This window comes from Burkholderiales bacterium, assembly GCA_023511995.1.
Taxonomy (GTDB): Bacteria; Pseudomonadota; Gammaproteobacteria; order Burkholderiales; family Thiobacteraceae; genus Thiobacter.
Genome location: JAIMAL010000001.1, coordinates 141,075 through 158,608, shown reverse-complemented (window position 1 = coordinate 158,608; position 17,534 = coordinate 141,075). Strand labels below are relative to the sequence as shown.

General features: G+C 66.0%; 17 protein-coding genes. 2 read left to right on the top strand and 15 right to left on the bottom strand.

What is annotated here, in order from left to right; all coding sequences use genetic code 11:
- Positions 1-11 precede the first annotated feature (11 nt).
- From mshL to tadA, 15 genes are all read right to left on the bottom strand, one after another.
- Entirely contained in the window at positions 12-1,700 is a 1,689-nt protein-coding gene (gene mshL / locus K6T56_00780; GenBank protein ID MCL6554875.1) for a pilus (MSHA type) biogenesis protein MshL, read from the bottom strand.
- A complete protein-coding gene (locus K6T56_00775) occupies positions 1,697-2,077 on the bottom strand; it encodes an MSHA biogenesis protein MshK (GenBank protein MCL6554874.1) in 381 nt (126 codons plus the stop codon). Before K6T56_00775 ends, mshL begins: the two co-directional genes overlap by 4 nt.
- The gene (locus K6T56_00770; GenBank protein MCL6554873.1) at positions 2,062-2,721 is read right to left on the bottom strand and encodes an MSHA biogenesis protein MshJ; all 660 of its coding nucleotides are present in this window, start codon (positions 2,719-2,721) and stop codon (positions 2,062-2,064) included. Before K6T56_00770 ends, K6T56_00775 begins: the two co-directional genes overlap by 16 nt.
- Positions 2,718-3,332 (bottom strand): PilN domain-containing protein, encoded by a 615-nt coding sequence (locus tag K6T56_00765; protein MCL6554872.1) that lies wholly within the window; start codon positions 3,330-3,332, stop codon positions 2,718-2,720. The genes K6T56_00770 and K6T56_00765 overlap by 4 nt, the downstream gene beginning before the upstream one ends.
- The gene (gene pilM, locus K6T56_00760; protein MCL6554871.1) at positions 3,329-4,270 is read right to left on the bottom strand and encodes a pilus assembly protein PilM; all 942 of its coding nucleotides are present in this window, start codon (positions 4,268-4,270) and stop codon (positions 3,329-3,331) included. Before pilM ends, K6T56_00765 begins: the two co-directional genes overlap by 4 nt.
- 173 nt (positions 4,271-4,443) lie before the next feature.
- Positions 4,444-7,215: a LamG domain-containing protein gene (locus K6T56_00755; GenBank protein MCL6554870.1), complete on the bottom strand. Its 2,772-nt coding sequence runs from the start codon at positions 7,213-7,215 to the stop codon at positions 4,444-4,446.
- A 172-nt stretch (positions 7,216-7,387) separates the two neighbouring features.
- Complete coding sequence (locus tag K6T56_00750) at positions 7,388-7,828, bottom strand: hypothetical protein (protein ID MCL6554869.1); 441 nt, start codon at positions 7,826-7,828, stop codon at positions 7,388-7,390.
- On the bottom strand, positions 7,809-8,648 hold the full coding sequence (locus K6T56_00745) for a prepilin-type N-terminal cleavage/methylation domain-containing protein (protein MCL6554868.1): 840 nt from the start codon (positions 8,646-8,648) through the stop codon (positions 7,809-7,811). The genes K6T56_00750 and K6T56_00745 overlap by 20 nt, the downstream gene beginning before the upstream one ends.
- Positions 8,648-9,103 (bottom strand): prepilin-type cleavage/methylation domain-containing protein, encoded by a 456-nt coding sequence (locus K6T56_00740; GenBank protein MCL6554867.1) that lies wholly within the window; start codon positions 9,101-9,103, stop codon positions 8,648-8,650. Before K6T56_00740 ends, K6T56_00745 begins: the two co-directional genes overlap by 1 nt.
- On the bottom strand, positions 9,090-9,530 hold the full coding sequence (locus tag K6T56_00735) for a type II secretion system GspH family protein (protein ID MCL6554866.1): 441 nt from the start codon (positions 9,528-9,530) through the stop codon (positions 9,090-9,092). The genes K6T56_00740 and K6T56_00735 overlap by 14 nt, the downstream gene beginning before the upstream one ends.
- A 49-nt stretch (positions 9,531-9,579) precedes the next feature.
- Entirely contained in the window at positions 9,580-10,068 is a 489-nt protein-coding gene (locus K6T56_00730) for a prepilin-type N-terminal cleavage/methylation domain-containing protein (GenBank protein MCL6554865.1), read from the bottom strand.
- 97 nt (positions 10,069-10,165) lie between these two features.
- Positions 10,166-10,576 carry a type II secretion system GspH family protein gene (locus tag K6T56_00725; GenBank protein ID MCL6554864.1) on the bottom strand — a complete coding sequence of 137 codons (411 nt, stop codon included), beginning with the start codon at positions 10,574-10,576 and terminating at the stop codon, positions 10,166-10,168.
- 122 nt (positions 10,577-10,698) lie between these two features.
- Positions 10,699-11,253: a hypothetical protein gene (locus K6T56_00720; protein MCL6554863.1), complete on the bottom strand. Its 555-nt coding sequence runs from the start codon at positions 11,251-11,253 to the stop codon at positions 10,699-10,701.
- A gap of 18 nt (positions 11,254-11,271) precedes the next feature.
- Positions 11,272-12,504 (bottom strand): type II secretion system F family protein, encoded by a 1,233-nt coding sequence (locus tag K6T56_00715; protein ID MCL6554862.1) that lies wholly within the window; start codon positions 12,502-12,504, stop codon positions 11,272-11,274.
- A 5-nt stretch (positions 12,505-12,509) separates the two neighbouring features.
- A complete protein-coding gene (gene tadA, locus K6T56_00710) occupies positions 12,510-14,213 on the bottom strand; it encodes a Flp pilus assembly complex ATPase component TadA (protein ID MCL6554861.1) in 1,704 nt (567 codons plus the stop codon).
- Positions 14,214-14,338: 125 nt separating this feature from the next.
- Here tadA and trmL point away from each other — a divergent pair, with 125 nt between their 5' ends.
- Both trmL and K6T56_00700 read left to right on the top strand, forming a co-directional pair.
- Positions 14,339-14,803 carry a tRNA (uridine(34)/cytosine(34)/5-carboxymethylaminomethyluridine(34)-2'-O)-methyltransferase TrmL gene (trmL, locus tag K6T56_00705; GenBank protein ID MCL6554860.1) on the top strand — a complete coding sequence of 155 codons (465 nt, stop codon included), beginning with the start codon at positions 14,339-14,341 and terminating at the stop codon, positions 14,801-14,803.
- Positions 14,800-17,529 (top strand): cation-transporting P-type ATPase, encoded by a 2,730-nt coding sequence (locus tag K6T56_00700; protein MCL6554859.1) that lies wholly within the window; start codon positions 14,800-14,802, stop codon positions 17,527-17,529. The genes trmL and K6T56_00700 overlap by 4 nt, the downstream gene beginning before the upstream one ends.
- Positions 17,530-17,534: the final 5 nt, after the last annotated feature.

The following is a 17,534-nucleotide window of genomic DNA, read 5'->3' as shown; positions in this document are numbered from 1 at the left end:
AGGGGCACAGTCTAGGGCAAGGGTGAGGGCCGTGTCATCTGCTCGATGTTGCGCTGGCTGTCGAGGATGTTGCGCGCCCAGGTCTCCTCACCCTTGACCACGGTCGCCTTGAGGAGGATGACCAGTTCCTTCTTCACGCTGCTTTTGTTCTGTTGCTTGAAGAGGTTGCCCAAAAGGGGCACCTCGCCCGCCACGGGCACCTGGGAGCGGTCGGACAGCGACGCCGATTTCATGAGGCCGCCGATGGCCACCACCTGGCCGTTTCTGGTGCGGATGATGCTGTCGGTTTCGCTTACGGTGCTCGAGGCAAGGGGCAGGGTGAGGGAGCCGGCGGTGCCGAGGTTGACCTCCTTCACCTTCGTCTTCACGTCACTCACCGCGGGGTGGATGTGGAGGGTGATGTTGTCGTCATCGTCGATCTGGGGCGTGACATCCAGCACGATGCCGGAGAAGAAGGGCTGCAGGGTGACGTTGGGGGTGGTGGTGGTGGTCGTGCCGGTGGTGGTGGTGGTGCTCACGTTGGTGACGAAAAAGTCATCCGTGCCTACCTTGAGCACGGCCTTCTGGTTGTTCAGGGTGGCGATGCGCGGGCTGGAGAGCACCTGCACACCGCCCTGGGTTTCCAGAAACTGCATGAGGGCGGCGAAGCTGCCGGTCTGGAAGGCAATGCCGAACAGCCCCCCCGCCGTGCGCCCGGTGGCGGCCAGTGCGCCCCCCAGCACATCCCCCACGGTCGCCGGTCCCGTGGTGGCCGGATTCACCGGCACATCGGGAGGGATGGGGAAACTGCGCGTGTCGGCGCCCACCGAAAAACGATGCCGCGCGAGGCTGTCGAAGGCCGCCCAGTTGATGCCGGACTGGAAGCCCTCGTTGAGTTCCACTTCGATGATCTTCGCCTCCAGGATCACCTGGCGATCCACCGCCCCCTGGGTGGCCCGCAGATACTGCTCCACGGCGCGCAGCTCACTGGGCAGGGCGCGCACGACGAGCACACCGGACTGGGGGCTCACGACCACGCTACGCCCGTTTTCCGTGCCGACGATGGCCTTCACGGCGTCGGTGAGCTCGGCCCAGAAATTGGCCTCCGACTGGGTGGACACCCGGGTGCTCTGGATGCTTTCGCTGCTCACCCCCGGCTGGGTGACGGGCGCACCGAGTGTGCCCGGCGTGGCCTGACGCGGGCTGTCGCTCACGGAACCGGACACCACGCGCACATCCGAGGCCCCCTTGCGCGTGGCGGTCAGGTAGTTGACCTTGAACACCCGCGTCTGCAGGGTGAGGGGCTGCACGAAGATGCGGTTACCCTCGATGCGGTAGTCGTAGCCATAGAGCTCGCGGATGGCATCGAGCGCCTCTTTCACCGTCACGTCCTTGAGGTTCACGGAGATCGTGCCACTCACCTCGGGATGCACCAGCATGCTGTAGCGGGTGCCATGGACGATGCCCATGAACACCTGGTTGGCGGGCGCGTTGTTGACCACCAGATCGAAGCGGGGTTCGGTAGCGGGGGGCGCCGGCAGGTCCAGCTTCAGGGGCGGCAGGAGCTGATCGGCCACCTGGGCCGGGCCCGTCTGCGTGGCGGGCTGGGTGGCCTCCCGCAGCGCGGCGTCGATTCGCTCCAGGGTGGTGGGCGGGCGCTCCGGCGGCGTGGCGCAGCCGGCGAAAGCCAAAGCCAGCAGCAAAAGGGGATGGATTCTCATGGTCGTGTCTTCCTCGATGCGGGCTTGTCACCCGGTTTCCTGCCTTGGGGGGTCGGAAGGGGACGTTTTTCCACCTCCGGCAGGAGCTTCAGCACTTCCGTGCCGGCGGGCCCCTTGAGCACCACCCCCTCTTCGCCGATGCGCACCACCCGCATGTCGTTGATGCGGCTGCCGACGGTCACCTCCTGACCATCGATGACGGCCATGCGTCGCTTGGCGCCAATGCGCACCATGGTGAGCCGCGGGCCGCTGCTGGCCGCCGCCCCTTCGGCGGCTTCCTGCGCGTCGGACAGTGCGGGACGCGTGGGGTCGGGCAGGCCGGCCGCGCCTGCGGGTGCCGCCAGCAGAAGGAGCAAAAGGATCAGACTGTAAGCCACGGCTTGTCCCGACTGAGGGTATAGAGGGTGAGGGTCAAGCGGGAACGGGGATATTCCTCCACCGTCAGGCGCGCCCCGCCCCACAACAGGCGCCAGGGGGAGGCTTCGATGGCCTCCACATAGGCGAGCAGATCGGGGAAGGTGCCCTCGACGGTGATCTCCACTCCCTGGCGATAGACGAGGGGCGGAGCATCGCCACTCACCAGTTTGCCATCGGCGCCGATGCCGGCGGGCGGCAGGCTCTTCAGGGCAATGAGCCGCACGTTGCGATGCCGCGCCAGAAGATCGCGCAGCACCTCGCCCATTTTTTCCGCACCCACCAGCGTTTTGGCCAGGGCGTCGAGCCGGGCCTGCGCCGCCACGGCCCGCTGCCGCAGCTCGGTAAGGCGCTGCTTCAGAGGGGCATCGGGGTCCCGCGAGGCCTCCTTCACCAGGGTTTGCACCTGCAGCCGCGCCGCCTCCATGCGCGTCTGGTGTTCCTGCAGGGTGGCCAGCAGCGCCTTGCGCTTCGCGGTGAGGGGATCGAGGGCAAGGGAGACGAAGAGCATGCTCACCGCCAGCGCCGCGGCGGCGAAGATGAAAAGCCGCTCGCGCAGGCTGCGGGCGTCGATGCGTTCCGCCCAGAGGGCAAGGGTCTGCTTCATGGTGCCTCCCGTGGCGGCCGGGAACGCAGGACGAATTCGATATAACGCGGCGCCTCTTTGTCCGTGGCCACCGGCCGCGCCATCTGAAAGGTGGCAAACCGACGGCCGCGCAGCACCTCCTCCTCACCCAGCCGGCGCAGATATTCCGGCACGAGCTCCGCGGAGAGGGCGCGCCCGGCGAGATTCAGCTCCCCGCCCTCCAGCTCCACCGCCGTCAGCCACAGACCCTGCAGGTGCTGGCGCGCCAGCGCCCGCAGATAGACACCGGCGCCAGTGACCTCGCCAAGGACGTTGCTTTCCATGAGCCTCAACACCGCCTCGCGCAGGGCAACCTCCTGCTCAAGGGCGCGCACTTCCTGCTCCAGGGCGGCGCTGGCCTTGCGTTGGGAAAGCGCCGCGCGGGCTTCGTTCATGCGCGCCTCCTCGGCGCGGAAGCGCGCTTCGATGGTGGCGATGTCCCGCGACAGCCGGTGCACCTGCCATGCCGCAAGCCCCGTGAGCACGCAAAGACCCAGCACGATGATCCCCAGCGCCTGCGCCATGGTGCGCGCGGAAAAAATCTTCTTCTGCTTGAGGAAGATCGGGTTGAAGAGGTTGATCTGCTGGCTCATAGCGCGGTGGGCTCCCGCCGCAGGGTGGCGCCGAGGGGAACGAAAAAACGCGCCTGGTTTTCCGGGGTGGCCAGGGCGGGAACGCGGGAGAAATCGAACACCCGCCCCATGTCGAGGACTTCCACCGGCACGTAGAGATTCGCCGCCAGATGGTCCCGCAGCGAAGCTGCCCCGGGCAGGGGGGCGAGCCACAGCCGCGCCACCGAGACGAAGGAAAACTGGCGTTCCACATAATCCAGGGAACGCTGCAGCTCCAGCGTGACGCGGTCGAAATGGGCCTCGCGCATGGGGCCCTCGTCATTCACGTCTTGCCAGGTGACGTCGAGATGCCGGGAAAGATAGAGCTCGCCCCCGTAACTGACGGTGAGCAGTCCCCCCTGGTCGGTGAAGGTCAGCATGGCCACGCCGCGACCGGGTTCCGCCACCACATTGGCGATGTTGCGGCTTGCCATTTCCGGAATGTCAATCACCTGGAGGGGAATGTCTGCCTCCTGGGCAAGCCCGATGTAGCGGCTGATGACCTCGTTGCGCGCCGCCACCACATAAAGCGAATGGCCACGGTTGGGCGCATTGGGATCAGGCGGGATGTCCAGCACGTCGAGGGTGGCATCGTCGATGTGATAGTCGAGCATGTCCTTCACCCGCCAGCGCACCGCCGCCTTCAGCTCCTCCGGCGGCACCGCCGGAGCCTCCGTGACCAGCATCTGGTATTCATCGAGGCGCAACACCAGGCTCACCGGGTAATGGGCAAGCCGCATCTCCCGCGCCACCTGCCCGAGTCCGGCGGCATCCCGCACCGGCCGGGAAGCGGTGCCGCACAGCGTCACCACCGCCCGCCCATCCGCGCCCGGCTCGCTGTGGGCGAGCTGCAGCTCCTCCCCAGCAAAGCTCAAGACCAGCCACCCGGCGGTCTTTTTTTTCTTCAACCAGAACCCCACGCCCCGCGCCTTACGCCTGTTTCGTGAAATGACTCGAACTTAAAGCAATAAGTGGTTGTTGTCAAACCATTTTCGCATGCCACCGGCGGGCGGGGCTGAAGGCTTCCGAGGGCCACGGCCCACGGAGGCGCGTAAGGTGTCTGTATCCTGCCCACTGTAACCTGACCCCTGCTTTAGTACCGCTCCCGCCGGTAGATGATGGGCGGTTTCTGCTCGAAGATGCCGAAGGTCGCCCGGGCCGAGGGGTTGTCGTTGTACTGCCCGTCGGCATCCCAACTGCCCTGCAGCCACGGATAGGAGCTGCCCGTGCGGCACGTGGTCATGGGATTGTCCCCGTCACTGCCGATGTTGGCGCAGACATCAACAGTGCCCTTGGTGCCCGGCGCGCTGAAGGTGAGGCTTCCCTTGCCGCTCATGACGGTGCCCCCGGTGGGCGTGGGCATGCCGGCCGGGTTCTTCACGAAAACGAACTGCCCCGTGAGGTCGGTGCAGGAATCCAGCGTGTTCGTCGCCCAGGCGCTGCCGGTCCAATACTGGGTCTGGAAGGGCATCACCAGGCTGAGCAGTTCCGAGCCGTGGGCGTTGGACAGCACGAGGCGGCCAAAGCGCAGCTTGGTGGTGTCGCTGAGATTGCTGCCGGAGAGGGTGGCGCCGTCGGGGTCACTCACCGTCGCCTTCAGGGCAAAGCTGTCGAAGGGACCATCGGGTGAGGCCTGGCGATTGAAAGTGTAGGTGCCGCTCCCGTTGTACACCCCGTTGTTCCACACAAAGGCGGGCAACGCAAGACGGCCGGTGAGATTCACTGGTGTTCCACCATTATCACCGGTGATGCTGAAGGTGCCAAGTGGACTGTAGCCGCTCGTGTAGCGGGTGGTGGTGGTGCCGTTGGCACTTTTGGCCTCCAGGGTCAGATCGATCTCCAAGGCCGGCTGACCCATGTAAGTGAAGTCGCCGGAGCTGCATCCCGAGGTGAGGGTCGCCGTATAGGTGAAGTGGTGGGGATAGAAGCGCCCGAAGGGGCCGGCAGCGACACTACCGATGACGCACCCGTATTTACCCCCGCTCAGGGTGTTCGAGGTCGAGCCGGCTACACAGCCGGTGCTGCCATCGACGCTGGTGTAGGTGGCGTCTTTGACGGCATCAGCGAGCAGGGAAATCGTGCCGACGTCGTGGTACTGGAAAGTTCCCGTGCTGCTTCCCCCGCTAGCCGACGGGAACGTTCCGACCAGAGATCCTGGGTCAATGGCATTGTTGTTGTGATCCCGCACGAGCGCCGCATCCACAGTGGGCGCACCATCGTAGGTACTGGTGCCGCTTGCCACGGTCAGGGTAAAGTCGTTGCCGGCCGCAAGCTTGCTCGTTGGCGGGTTGTTGACGCTGGCACTCGCCGTCACCGTGAACGTCTGCGGGCGGATGGCAAAATTGTCCACGCTGCACCACGCGATTCCCGAGGGCGGACAGTTGGTGGCATCGCACACCACCTTGATACGCGCCTCGCGGTAGGCGTTCGGCACAATCTTGTTGGTCAGGGTGAGGCGCCCCGCCGTGAAGTTGGTCACGGCGTTATCGAGCACCTGCGTGTAATCGGGCGAGAAACAGTTCTGCGCATCGACTGCGCCGGGATTGACGCGCGCGATCAGCAAGACCTGGGCCTTGCCGTTGAACGAGGTGTCGACGTTGTCCGAGCCATCGAGGGCCACGATGTCATAGTCGCTCCCCACCCCGGCCAGCCGCGTATAGAGCCGACCCGTCGCCGCGGAGCAATGTGAAGTGGTGTAGTTGTGGCAGGCACTGAACTTGGCGAAGCATGCCGTCAGGTTAAGTAAAGGGTCTTCCGTTGCATCTTCTGTGACTGCACCATCGCTCACGTTGATGTTGACCACCCCTGGCGTAGGATGTGACAGGGCAAACACCGCCTGGGACTCCCCATTCCAGGTGTAGGTGGCCATGCCATCATTGGGTGTGCCGTTGTTGAACACGCCGCTACCGCTGACCAGCGCCCAGTTACCCTGGCCAGTCGAGGTGGAAAGCGTGATGGTTTTCCCCGTGATGGTAACGGGGCCATGCGCCGCGTCGTGTGCCGCAACGGTCACGTTGTTGGCCTGGCAGGCTGGGCCAGTGCCGGCGTGCGAGATCGCGTAATGGCAGACCCGGGTCTGGTCCTTGTGTTGCTGTATCAGCGCGGAGTCGGCTTCATGGTTGTAGAGGACGAATTCGTCAATCGTTGCGAAAGTGCTGCCGGGATTGCCGGCCGAGACACCATTGCTGCTGTTGGCGCTGCGGTTATCGCCGATGTAGAGCGTGCCAATCTCACTCGACACGCCAGCGTTGGTGGTGAATGAGGAGGTCTTTTGCAGCACGCCATTCACCCAGATGCGCAGGCGGTCTTGGTTGGAACCGGCCAGGTTGTTGAAGTTCCATGACACCGCGATGTGCGACCAGCCCGTGTTCGGCAGCACGTTGTTGGACGTGGCGACGGTACGGTTGGTGTTGTCACTGTCTGTCACCGTGAACGAAAGCGCGCGCTTCGTGGTGCGTCGCAGGTAGAAGAAGCGGTTGGCGGTGGTGGTCGCATCGAACAACACGCGGGTGAGGTTCGGCGTGTTGGCGCTGTTGTTGTACCAGAACATGATCGTGCCGGCATTGCCGACCGTGGTGGGGATCGCCACGGGGGTGGCGATCGCGCTGATGTCGGCTTTGCTCGTATTGTGGCTGATCTGCGCGCCGCGACAGACCTTGCCCCCTACCACAACCCCTGGCCGCACGCCACCCCCGGCCTGGACCGCCGTGGCATGGTAGCCGTTGCCGCTGCTATCCTTGACTTCCCCCGGCGTGCCGTTCCAGAGGGATTCTTCAAAGCGGTATTCGGCAATCAGCGCCGCTTTTGCCTCACCCGCCAGCGCGAAAACCGACGAGGCGAGGGTGACAACAGACAGGCTGCGCATCAACCGATATCCTCTGCTCATCTTTTCCCCCTGTTCTGGTGGTTGAACGCCGCTTCCTTAAGCCGGAGTGCAAACCCCTTCCGCGCACTGGCGCCCACCGGTCCGCCCTGTGCCCCTGCGGCGCGATTCCGGCTTCCTTTTTCAGACGCCCCCAGAGCGATTGCCCCGGCTTTCAACACAAATCCCCATCTGGCGTTTTCCTGCAGGTGGCCACCACCACATCCACCCGCCGCTCGACGAAACCCAGGGCGCCGGGACTGCCGCCGCTGCTGGCAATGGCGGTGATGTTATAGACGCGCACCTTGTTGCCCTCCTCGTCGTGGTCGCTGTGGGTGCAGGAAACGTTCAGGGCGAAGTCGCCGAAGCTGAAGCCCGCCGCGGGCCCACAGGCATATTGCGGGTTGTTGGGCAACTCCTGGGCAAGGATCTGGGTCACCTGCCAGTCGGCGCCGGCGCGGGCGGCGGCCAGCGCCCGTGAGCCCTGGATATCCTGCGCGCCGGTGACGTGCTGGGTGGCGCTGAAATGCATGATGGCCGCCCCCAGCACCGCCAGCGCGGTGATGAGAAAGAGGGCGGAGACGATGGCAAAGCCCTCAGGGCGCGTTGTCCACATGCACTTCATGGTAGAGCCCGACCTTTTCACCGGCCTCCATCAGTTCCAGATACAGGGTGAGCAGCCCCTGCCGTTCCGTGGCCCCCGGCTGGTAGGTGAACTGGCAGGCACTCACCCGCTGGGCAAGGAGCCGCCCCGTCGCCCCGGCCGGCGGGAAGCTGGGCAAGCTTGTGATGGCATAGTTCTCGTAACGGCTCAATGTTCCCGTGCCATTGCCCCCGCTTGCCCCCGCATTGGCGCAGACATAGGCCACGGGGCCGGAAACGATGTAAAAACGCCGCGACGGGCTGCCGGTGGCCGGCCGGAAAACCGTGCTGGCAAAGGTGAAGGTGTCCGTCGCGCCCCCGTCGGTGGAGGCGGTGATTTGCGCCGAGTTGTTGCCGCACCAGGCGGAAGGATTGGTGGGGCCGCAACCGCCGGCATCGTTGTTATAGAGGTTGTAGATGACGAGCCGTCGCCCCACCTGTTCACCGCTTGCCGCAATCACGCTGCCCAGGGAGGTGAGGCTGGTGCACCCCGCAGCGAAGCAGCCCTGGCTGTCGGCGGCGTTTTGGCTATAGCGTCCCCCCGTCGCGGTGATGAGCATTTCCAGGTTCTGCCCGCTGCCGTTGGGCCGCAGGCTGTTGGGCAGCGCCGCCTGCACGTCGCGGGCGATGCGGCGCAGGGCGGTGTCGGCGATGTCCGTCAGGCGGGCGCGGCGCTCGCTGTCCAGGTAGCCCTCCACCGGCCTGCGGATGAACACGGCCACCATGGCGGCGACGATGCCGGTGATGACGATGACCACGATCATCTCCACCAGCGTGAAACCCTGCGCGCGCATCAGTAGTTCCCCCGCCAGCCTTCCAGCGTGACCGTCTCGCCTCCGCTTGCCACGGTGATGGTGATCCGGCTGCCGTTGGCCCCATTCAACGGCTGCGGCGTGACCGTCACGCTCGCCGTGTAGTTGGCAAGCTGAGGGATGGGCGTGCCGTCAAAGGCCGCAATGCCGGTCATGGCAAAGCCGTTGTAATCGGCAACCGCATGGGTGGCGCCCCGGTTGGCCGTGGTCACTGCGACACAGCTCGCCCCACTGGGGCAGGTGTAAGGCACGGCCAGGATTTCCTCCAGCAGACTTTCGGCGACAGCGATGGCCTGCTTGCGGATCAGGGGATCACTGGAAGCGCGGGTGGCCTGGGTGAAGACGGCGAGCACCCCGGCCACCGCCGCCGAGACGACGACGATGAAAATGATGAGCTCCACCAGGGTGAGCCCCCGCGCATGCTTACGGGTGCACATAGCCCGTCTCCGCCTCGACGGTGAGGGTGGCCGAAATGCCGGATACGGCCAGGGTCGCCGCCGCGCTGGGTCGCCCTTCGGCATCGAAGCTTAAGGAAGCAGGCGCGCTGGTGAAGGTCACGCCCCCCGGTGCCGTCACGGTGTAGGGGGCCGTGCCGCCGGGACCCGCGAGCGGGGTGTCGCAGGGGCCGCTGCCGGGCGTGGAACGCACGGTAAGGGTCACCGAATTCGCCGTGAAGGCCGCACACACCGTGCGCCGCTGGGCGATGGCCGCCTTCTGCGCATAACGCAGCGCCGCGGCCGTCTCATCGAGGAAGGCGCGGGCGTCGAACTCCTTCCGGTCGAAGAAGCGTGGCAGCACCACCACGGCCAGGATGCCGAGGATGACTAGGATAACGATCAGCTCGACGAGGGTGAAGCCGCGCATACCCGTCTTCCTCAGCCTGGAGGGGCGCCCGCCCCCCCCCCGCGCAGCCTCAGCAGCCGGCTGTGTTGAGGGTAATGGTGGGCGAGCCGTTGGCCGCTGCCGGGGAGGTATAGCTGATCCGGCAGGTCGCAGGGGTAGTCGCCCCGACGACATCCATGGTGATGGTTGCGCCCGCACCCGCCCCACCCCCGCTGATGATCAGGCCATCAGCGGCCGCATTGAGTTGGGCGGCCGTCACGATGCCCGCAGCGTTGGCCGTGGGATAGCCGTTGATCAGGGTGACGTTCACCCCTTCCATGCTGATCGTCGCGGCACCGCTAAGCGTCGTGTTGGTCACCAGCGCCTGGGCGTGGGCCAGCGCCGCCGCGGAGCGGACGGCGCCGTAGATGCCTTGGGCCTTCGCTATCCGCGCCTGCTGTTGCGCGTTGATGTAGCGCGGCAGGGCGGTCGCTGCCAGGATGCCAAGGATGGCGATGACCACGATGAGTTCGATGAGGGTGAAGCCCCCGGCGAGTCGTTTGGCTCTTCGCGCTTTCATGATTTCAGTCCTCTTTCATCTCGTTGTCCCCGCGGGGGCGCCGCCCCGACTCCCAAGCCTTGCAGCCCCAAAGCGGAACCCCCTCTCCCCCTGGACATCAGTTCGTTGTGCAGGTCACGGTGACGGTTTGAGCCACGCCACCTTTTTTGCTCTTGACCGAGCAGTTTGTCGCCACAGCACCGGCGCCGGTACACCCGCTTAGGGTGGCAGCCGAGTTCGCCCACTCGAAATCATTCGTCCAGTCCACACCAGTAACCAAGGCTTGCAGACCTGCACACGTGGTCGTACTTCCGACCGTCGTCACGGTGGCAGTCGGATCAGCCAATTTTTTCGCATAGTTGATGGCCGAAGCACTGGCAATGGCGCCGGCCACGCCCTTGGCGGCAGCGTTTCCAGCATCGCTGCTCAAGTCCACAAACTTCGGCAACGCCGTTGCGGCCAGGATGCCCAGAATGACGATCACCACCACCAGTTCGATGAGGGTGAAACCTGCTTGTTGGCTGCGCATGATGTTTCTCCTTATCAAAAAAAGCCTCAAAAACCAAAGACACCCTACGGTGAAGCAAAGTCCGTACCAGAAGCCGCACCCCCGTAAGGCGCGGCGGGCAGCGGCCCAGTTGCCTCACCCCCTCACCCCGCCCGCTGCCCTGGAAGGCGGGGCGGGAGCGGCGCATGCGCACCGCCAAACCAGCGGTAGGGTTCCACCACCAGCCGGGCGAAGGGCATTGTTGTTTTTACGGCATCTGCCCCAGAAACTTGAGGCAAAACCACCTCCACCCGCATCCGCACGCGCTTCTCGCCCCCGGCATCCGGGGCGAAATAGTCGCCCCGGTCCACGAGATAAACGAGTTCCCGGCGGTTTGTGTCGAAATACCAACAGCCCCGACAGGCAGGCGGCGCCGCAAGCTCGCCCTGGTAGCCCGCCATGGGTTCCTCCAGCCAATCCACCGGGTTTTTCCCGGCGAGGGCGGCAATTTCTGCCGGGCGGTCTGCCGCCACCGCCGCCGCCACCTGGAAGCGCAGGGCGGTCTTCAGCATCTGGATGTTTTGCTCCAGCATGGCCTTTTCCGCCTGTTCCCGCAGGTAGAGCAGGCGGTCGATGGCAGCAAGCCCCAGAAGCGCCACCACACACACGACCACCACGAGCTCCAGCAGGGTGAAGCCCGCCCCGCGCCGCGCGCCCATGCCTCGCCCCTGCCACGCTCACATGGACTTGCCCAGGGCGGCGCGGCCCAGGTCCCACATGGGCAGGAAGACGCCCAGGGCGAGGATGAGCACCAGCACGCCCATGGCCAGGATGAGGAGGGGCTCGATCTGCGCCGAGAGGTTCTGCACCTCGTATTCGACCTCGCGGTCGTACATGTCGGCAATTTCCTGCATCAGCTCGTCCACCGCGCCGGTTTCCTCTCCCACCGCCACCATCTGCAGCACCACGGGCGTGAACACGCCGCTGGCAATTGCCGTGCGCAGGATGGTCTCCCCCCGTTCCACGCCATCCCGCATCTGCTCGATGCGGGCGCCGATGTAGTCGTTGTCCACCACCCGGGCCACCGTGGATAGGGCCTGCACGATGGGCACGCCACTTTTGACGGCGAGCGCCAGGGAGCGGGCAAAACGCGCCAGGGTGGCTTTGCGCACGATCCCGCCCACCACCGGCAGCCGCAGCTTCGCGCGGTCCCACTGGTAGCGCCCGGCCGGTGTCTGGATCCACAGCCGCAACAGCAGCACGGCGAAGACGAGGAGCGCGGCGAGCACCGGCCAGGAGGCCACCATGAAATCCGAGAAGGCGATGAGCCAGCGCGTCACCTGGGGGAGCTTGGCACCGAAACCCGCATACACCTTGGCGAAGGCGGGGATGACGAAGAGGTTGACAATGACGATGGCCGCTGCCATGGCGATGACCACGAAAGCGGGATAGCGCAGCGCGGATTTGATCCTTTCCTTGGTGCGCCGCTCGAAATCGAGATGATGGAAGAGGCGCAGGAAGATTTCATCGAGCCGGCCGGTCATCTCCCCCACGCGCACCATGCTCACGTAAAAAGGCGAGAACACGGGTTCGCGGCGCATGGCCATGGAAAGCTCGCGGCCCGCCTCCAGGCTTTCCCGCAGATTGCGCAAGACTCTGGCGAAGCTGCGGTTGGTGGTGGATTCCTCGAGCCCCGCCAGCGCCCGCAGGATGGGTACGCCCGCCTTGAGCAGGGTGTGCATCTGACGGCTAAAAAGGAGCACGTCGATAGGGGTGACCCGTGGCTCGAGCAGGCGGTTCAACCACTCCGGACGCTGGCTTGCCCGGGGGCGCGGTGCCTCGCGGATCTCGACGGGGGTGACGCGGATGGTGAGCAGACGGTCGGCCACGGCGGCCGCGCTCGCCGCTTCCAGTGTGCCCTCCACCAGTTCTCCCCGCTGGTTGCGGCCCTTGTAGGCGAAGTGGGGCATGCCGCTCAATCCTCCAGCGCCGCGGTGACGCGCATGGCCTCGGCCACGCTGGTGCGACCGGCCAGCGCCAGCTCCACCGCCGCGCGGCGCAGGGTGTGCCCGGCAAGCTGATTGCGGGCCAGTTTGACGAAGCCGTGAGTGTCGTGGCGATTGAGGGCTTCGATGAGGGGAGCGGTCATCTCCAGCATCTCGTAGATCGCCACCCGGCCGCGGTAGCCGGTGCCATTGCAATGGCCACAGCCACGCCCGGCGACAAAGCGGTGGCGGCCCGCCTCCGGCCCCAGCTCCAGGGAAAGCCAGGCGAGTTCATGGTCCTCCGGGGCACGCTCCGTGGCACAACTGTCGCAGACCAGGCGCAGCAGCCGTTGCGCCAGCACCACATGCACGGACATGGCCACCATGTAGGAAGGCACCCCCATGTCCAGCAGGCGGATGGGCGTGGAGGCAGCATCGTTGGTGTGCAGGGTGGAGAGCACCATGTGGCCGGTCATGGCGGCGCGCATGCCGATCTGGGCGGTTTCCTGGTCACGCATCTCCCCCACCAGCACGATGTCCGGGTCCTGGCGCAGCACGGTACGCAGCACGCGGGCGAAGGTGAGGTCGATTTTCTCGTTGACCTGGACCTGGTTGATGCCGGGCAGGCGGTATTCCACCGGGTCCTCGACGGTGATGATCTTGCGCTCCACCGAGTTGAGCTCGGCCAGTACCGAATAAAGCGTGGTCGTCTTGCCGGAACCGGTGGGGCCGGTGACCAGCACCATGCCCTGGGCACGGTGGAAAATCTGGCGAAAACGCGCCAGCATGGCCGGCGGAAACCCCAGGCTCTCCAGCGAAGGGATGCCCTCCTCCTGGTTGAGGAGCCGCATCACCACCGATTCGCCGTATTGCGTGGGCAGGGTGGAGATGCGCACATCCACCGTACGGTTCTTCACCCGCACATGGAAGCGGCCGTCCTGGGGCAGGCGCTTTTCCGAAATGTCGAGGCCCGACATGAGCTTGAGCCGCAGCGCCAGCGCCGGGGCGATTTTCGCATCCACCTCGGTCTGCAGATGCAGCACGCCATCGATGCGGAAGCGGATGCGCAGCACCTTCTCCTGGGGTTCGATATGAATGTCGGAAGCCCGGACCTGCGCCGCGTCCTCGAACATGGTCTGCAAAAGGCGCACCACCGGGGCATCCTCGAGGGTGGTGCCGGCGGAAAGCAGGCCAAAATCGACGGCGGTGTCGCCAAGCTCCTCCTCCAGGGCATGGGCGAGGTCGGTGAGCTCCTCCGTGCGACGGTAGAGCCGGTCGATAGCCTCCATCAACTGGCCTTCGTTGACCACGGCAAGGCTGATCTCCCGCTTGAGGAGCCGCGAGATTTCGTCATAGGCGAAAAGATCGGTGGGATCGGCCATGCCCACCAGCGCCGTGTTACCCTTGACCTCCATGACGATGGCGCGGAAACGCCGCGCCTGGGTTTCCGGCAACAGCTTCACCACTTCCGGGCGCAGGTTGTGGAACTTGAGGTTGATGTAAGGGATGTTGAGCTGGCGGGCGAGGGCCTCGGAAATCTGCTCCTCGGTGACGAAACCCAGCTCCACCAGCACGCGCCCCAGCTTGCGCCCGCTGCGTTTCTGCTCTTCCAGGGCGAGGGCGAGCTGCTCCTGGGACAGGAGTTTCTGCTGGACGAGGACCTCCCCCAGGCGGATTTTTTCAGGTCGGGCCACCGGCACCTCCGCTGGCTGCGGGCGCTTTCGCCCGGCCTGCTCCATACTTGACGTTACACTTCATATTCACGCTGCATATCCTTGATTTGACAACACTAACCCTTTTCCAGGCAGAACGCAAGGCAATGTTCGAACTCGTTCTCTACCAGCCGGAAATCCCCCCCAACACCGGCAACATCATCCGCCTGTGCGCCAATAGCGGCACGCGCCTGCATCTGGTTGAGCCCCTGGGCTTCGGTCTGGAGGACAAAGCGCTGCGGCGCGCCGGCCTGGACTACCACGAGTTTGCGAGCCTCGTCGTCCACCCCGACTGGAATGCCTGTCGGGAGTGGCTCGCCAAGCGCCGCCTGTTCGCCCTCACCACGCGGGGCAGCCGCCGCTACAGCGACCCCCGCTTTCAGCCCGGCGATGTCTTCGTCCTTGGGCCGGAAACCCGCGGCCTGCCGGAAGCGGTCCTCGCGGAATTCCCGCCAGCGCAGCGGCTGCGCATCCCCATGCTGCCCCACTCCCGCAGCCTCAATCTCTCCAACGCCGCCGCCGTCATCCTCTACGAGGCCTGGCGGCAGAACGGCTTCCCGGGGGGCGTGTGAATCCCCTCCCGCCGTCGCCTCCCCCCTGGCACAGCCTCGCGCCGGATGCCGTTCTCGCCCGACTGGACACCGGGCGCAGTGGTCTGGCCCACGAGGAGGCCGCGCGCCGCCGGCAGGCCATCGGCCCCAACCGCCTGCCCGCCGCAGGACGCCGCAGCCCCACCTTGCGCTTCCTCGCCCAGTTTTCCGACGTACTCATCCACGTCCTGCTTTTGGCGGCGGTGATCACCGCCGCCATGGGCCAGTGGGTGGACAGCGGCGTGATCCTCGGCGTGGTGCTCATCAACGCCTTCATCGGCTTCATCCAGGAAGGCAAAGCGGAGGCGGCGCTGGATGCCATCCGCAATCTCCTCTCGCCCCAGGCGATGGTGCTGCGCGAGGGGCGTCGCCAGGCAATCGAGGCCGAGGCACTGGTGCCCGGCGACATCGTCTTCCTCGCCGCGGGCGACCGGGTGCCCGCCGATCTGCGTCTGCTTTCGGTGAAGGGGCTGAAGGTGGACGAATCGGCCCTCACCGGCGAATCCCTGGCCGTGGACAAGCAGGTGGAGCCGGTTGCCGAAAACGCGCCCTTGGGGGATCGCAGTGACATGGCTTGGTCGGGCACCCTGGTCACCGCCGGCCAGGGCATGGGCGTGGTGGTGGCAACGGGTGCTGCCACGGAAATCGGCCGCATTGGCAGCCTGCTTGCCGACGTGGAGCCGCTGGACACGCCGCTTTTGCGCAAAATGAAGCAGTTCGGCCGCTGGCTGACCGTCCTCATCCTACTCCTTGCCGCCGGCACCTTCGCCCACGGCACCCTGGTGGGCGGCTATTCGAGTGGGGAGATGTTCCTCGCCGCCGTGGGTCTGGCGGTGGCGGCCATCCCCGAGGGTTTGCCCGCCATCATCACCATCACGCTCGCCATCGGGGTGCAGGCCATGGCCCGGCGCAATGCCATCGTGCGCCGCCTGCCGGCGGTGGAGGCGCTGGGGTCGGTCACGGTCATCTGCTCCGACAAGACGGGCACCCTCACCCGCAACGAGATGACCGCCCAGGTGATCATCACCGCCAAGGGCGTGTTCCGGGTGACCGGCGTGGGCTATGCGCCGGAAGGGGGATTTCTCAGGGAAGCGGTGGAGGTGGCGCCGGAAGAGGAGCCGACGCTCCTGGAAGCCGCGCGGGCGGGGCTCCTTTGCAACGATGCGGCGCTCCATTGGGAGAACGGGGAATGGAAGCTTGCGGGCGACCCCACGGAAGGCGCCCTCATCACCCTGGCGATGAAAGCGGGACTCAACCCCGGTTTCGAGGCCGAAGCCTGGCCCCGCTTGGATGTCATTCCCTTCGAATCGGAACACCGTTTCATGGCCACGCTGCACCACGATCACGCCGGGCACGGCGTGATCCTGCTGAAGGGCGCGCCGGAGCGCCTGCTCGCCCTCTGCCCGTGGGAACGCCTGGACGGGGAAGACCGCCCCCTCGATGCGCCCCGCTGGCACGCGGCCATGGAAGCGGCGGCGGCGGAGGGCATGCGCCTGCTCGCGCTGGCGAAAAAGCCCGCCCGACAACGGGAGCTCACCTTCGATGACGTGGAGGCCGGCGGCTTCGTCCTGCTGGCGGTGATCGGACTCACCGATCCGCCCCGGGAAGAGGCCCGGCGTGCCGTGGCGGCCTGCCAATCCGCGGGCATCGCGGTGAAGATGATCACCGGCGACCATGCCGCCACCGCCCGCGCCATCGGCGAGGCCCTGGGTCTGGGCCGGCCAGCGGTGCGGGTGCTCACCGGCGCCGAAATCGAATCCCTCAGTGATGCCGCCCTGCGCGAGGCGGTGCGCCACACCGAAGTCTTCGCCCGGGCAAGCCCCGAACACAAACTGCGGCTGGTCCAGGCCCTGCAGGCAAATGGCGAAGTGGTGGCGATGACCGGGGATGGGGTGAATGATGCGCCGGCCCTGAAGCGCGCCGACGTGGGCGTCGCCATGGGGCGCAAGGGAACGGAGGCGGCGAAAGAGGCGGCGGAGATCGTGCTCGCCGACGACAATTTCGCCTCCATCGCCGCCGCCGTGGAGGAGGGGCGCACCATCTACGACAACATCCGCAAGGCCATCGTCTTCATCCTGCCCACCAACGGCGGCCAGGCGGGGGTGCTGGTGGCGGCGGTGCTCCTGGGGCTTGCGCAACTCCCGGTCACCCCGGTGCAGATTCTGTGGGTGAATCTGGTGACCGCCGTCACCCTCGCCCTGGCGCTCGCCTTCGAACCGGCCGAAGCCGACGTCATGAAGCGCCCGCCGCGGGATCCGCGGGAGCCGGTGCTCACTCCCTTCATGGCTTGGCGGGTGGCTTTCGTCTCCCTGCTTCTGGTAGGGGGCGGCCTCGCCCTTTTCCTGTGGGAGACCGCGCAGGGAACCCCCGTCGAGGTGGCGCGCACCGCCACCGTCAACCTGCTCATGGTGGGCGAAGCCTTCTACCTCCTCAACTGCCGCCGGCTCTTTGCCCCCCTCTCTCCCGCCGCCGCTTTCCGCGGCAACCGCTGGGTGGCCATCGCCATTGGTGTGGTGGTGGCGCTGCAGCTTGCGTTCACCTATTCCCCCCTGATGCAGCGTCTTTTCCACACCGCGCCCCTGCCCGTGGAAGCCTGGGGCATGATCCTTCTTTTCGGCGTGCTGGTGCTCCTGCTGGTGGAGGCGGAAAAGGCTCTTTTGCGCAAGCTTGCGGGAGCGGGCCTGAAGCCATTGATGAAAAAGGAGTAAAATCG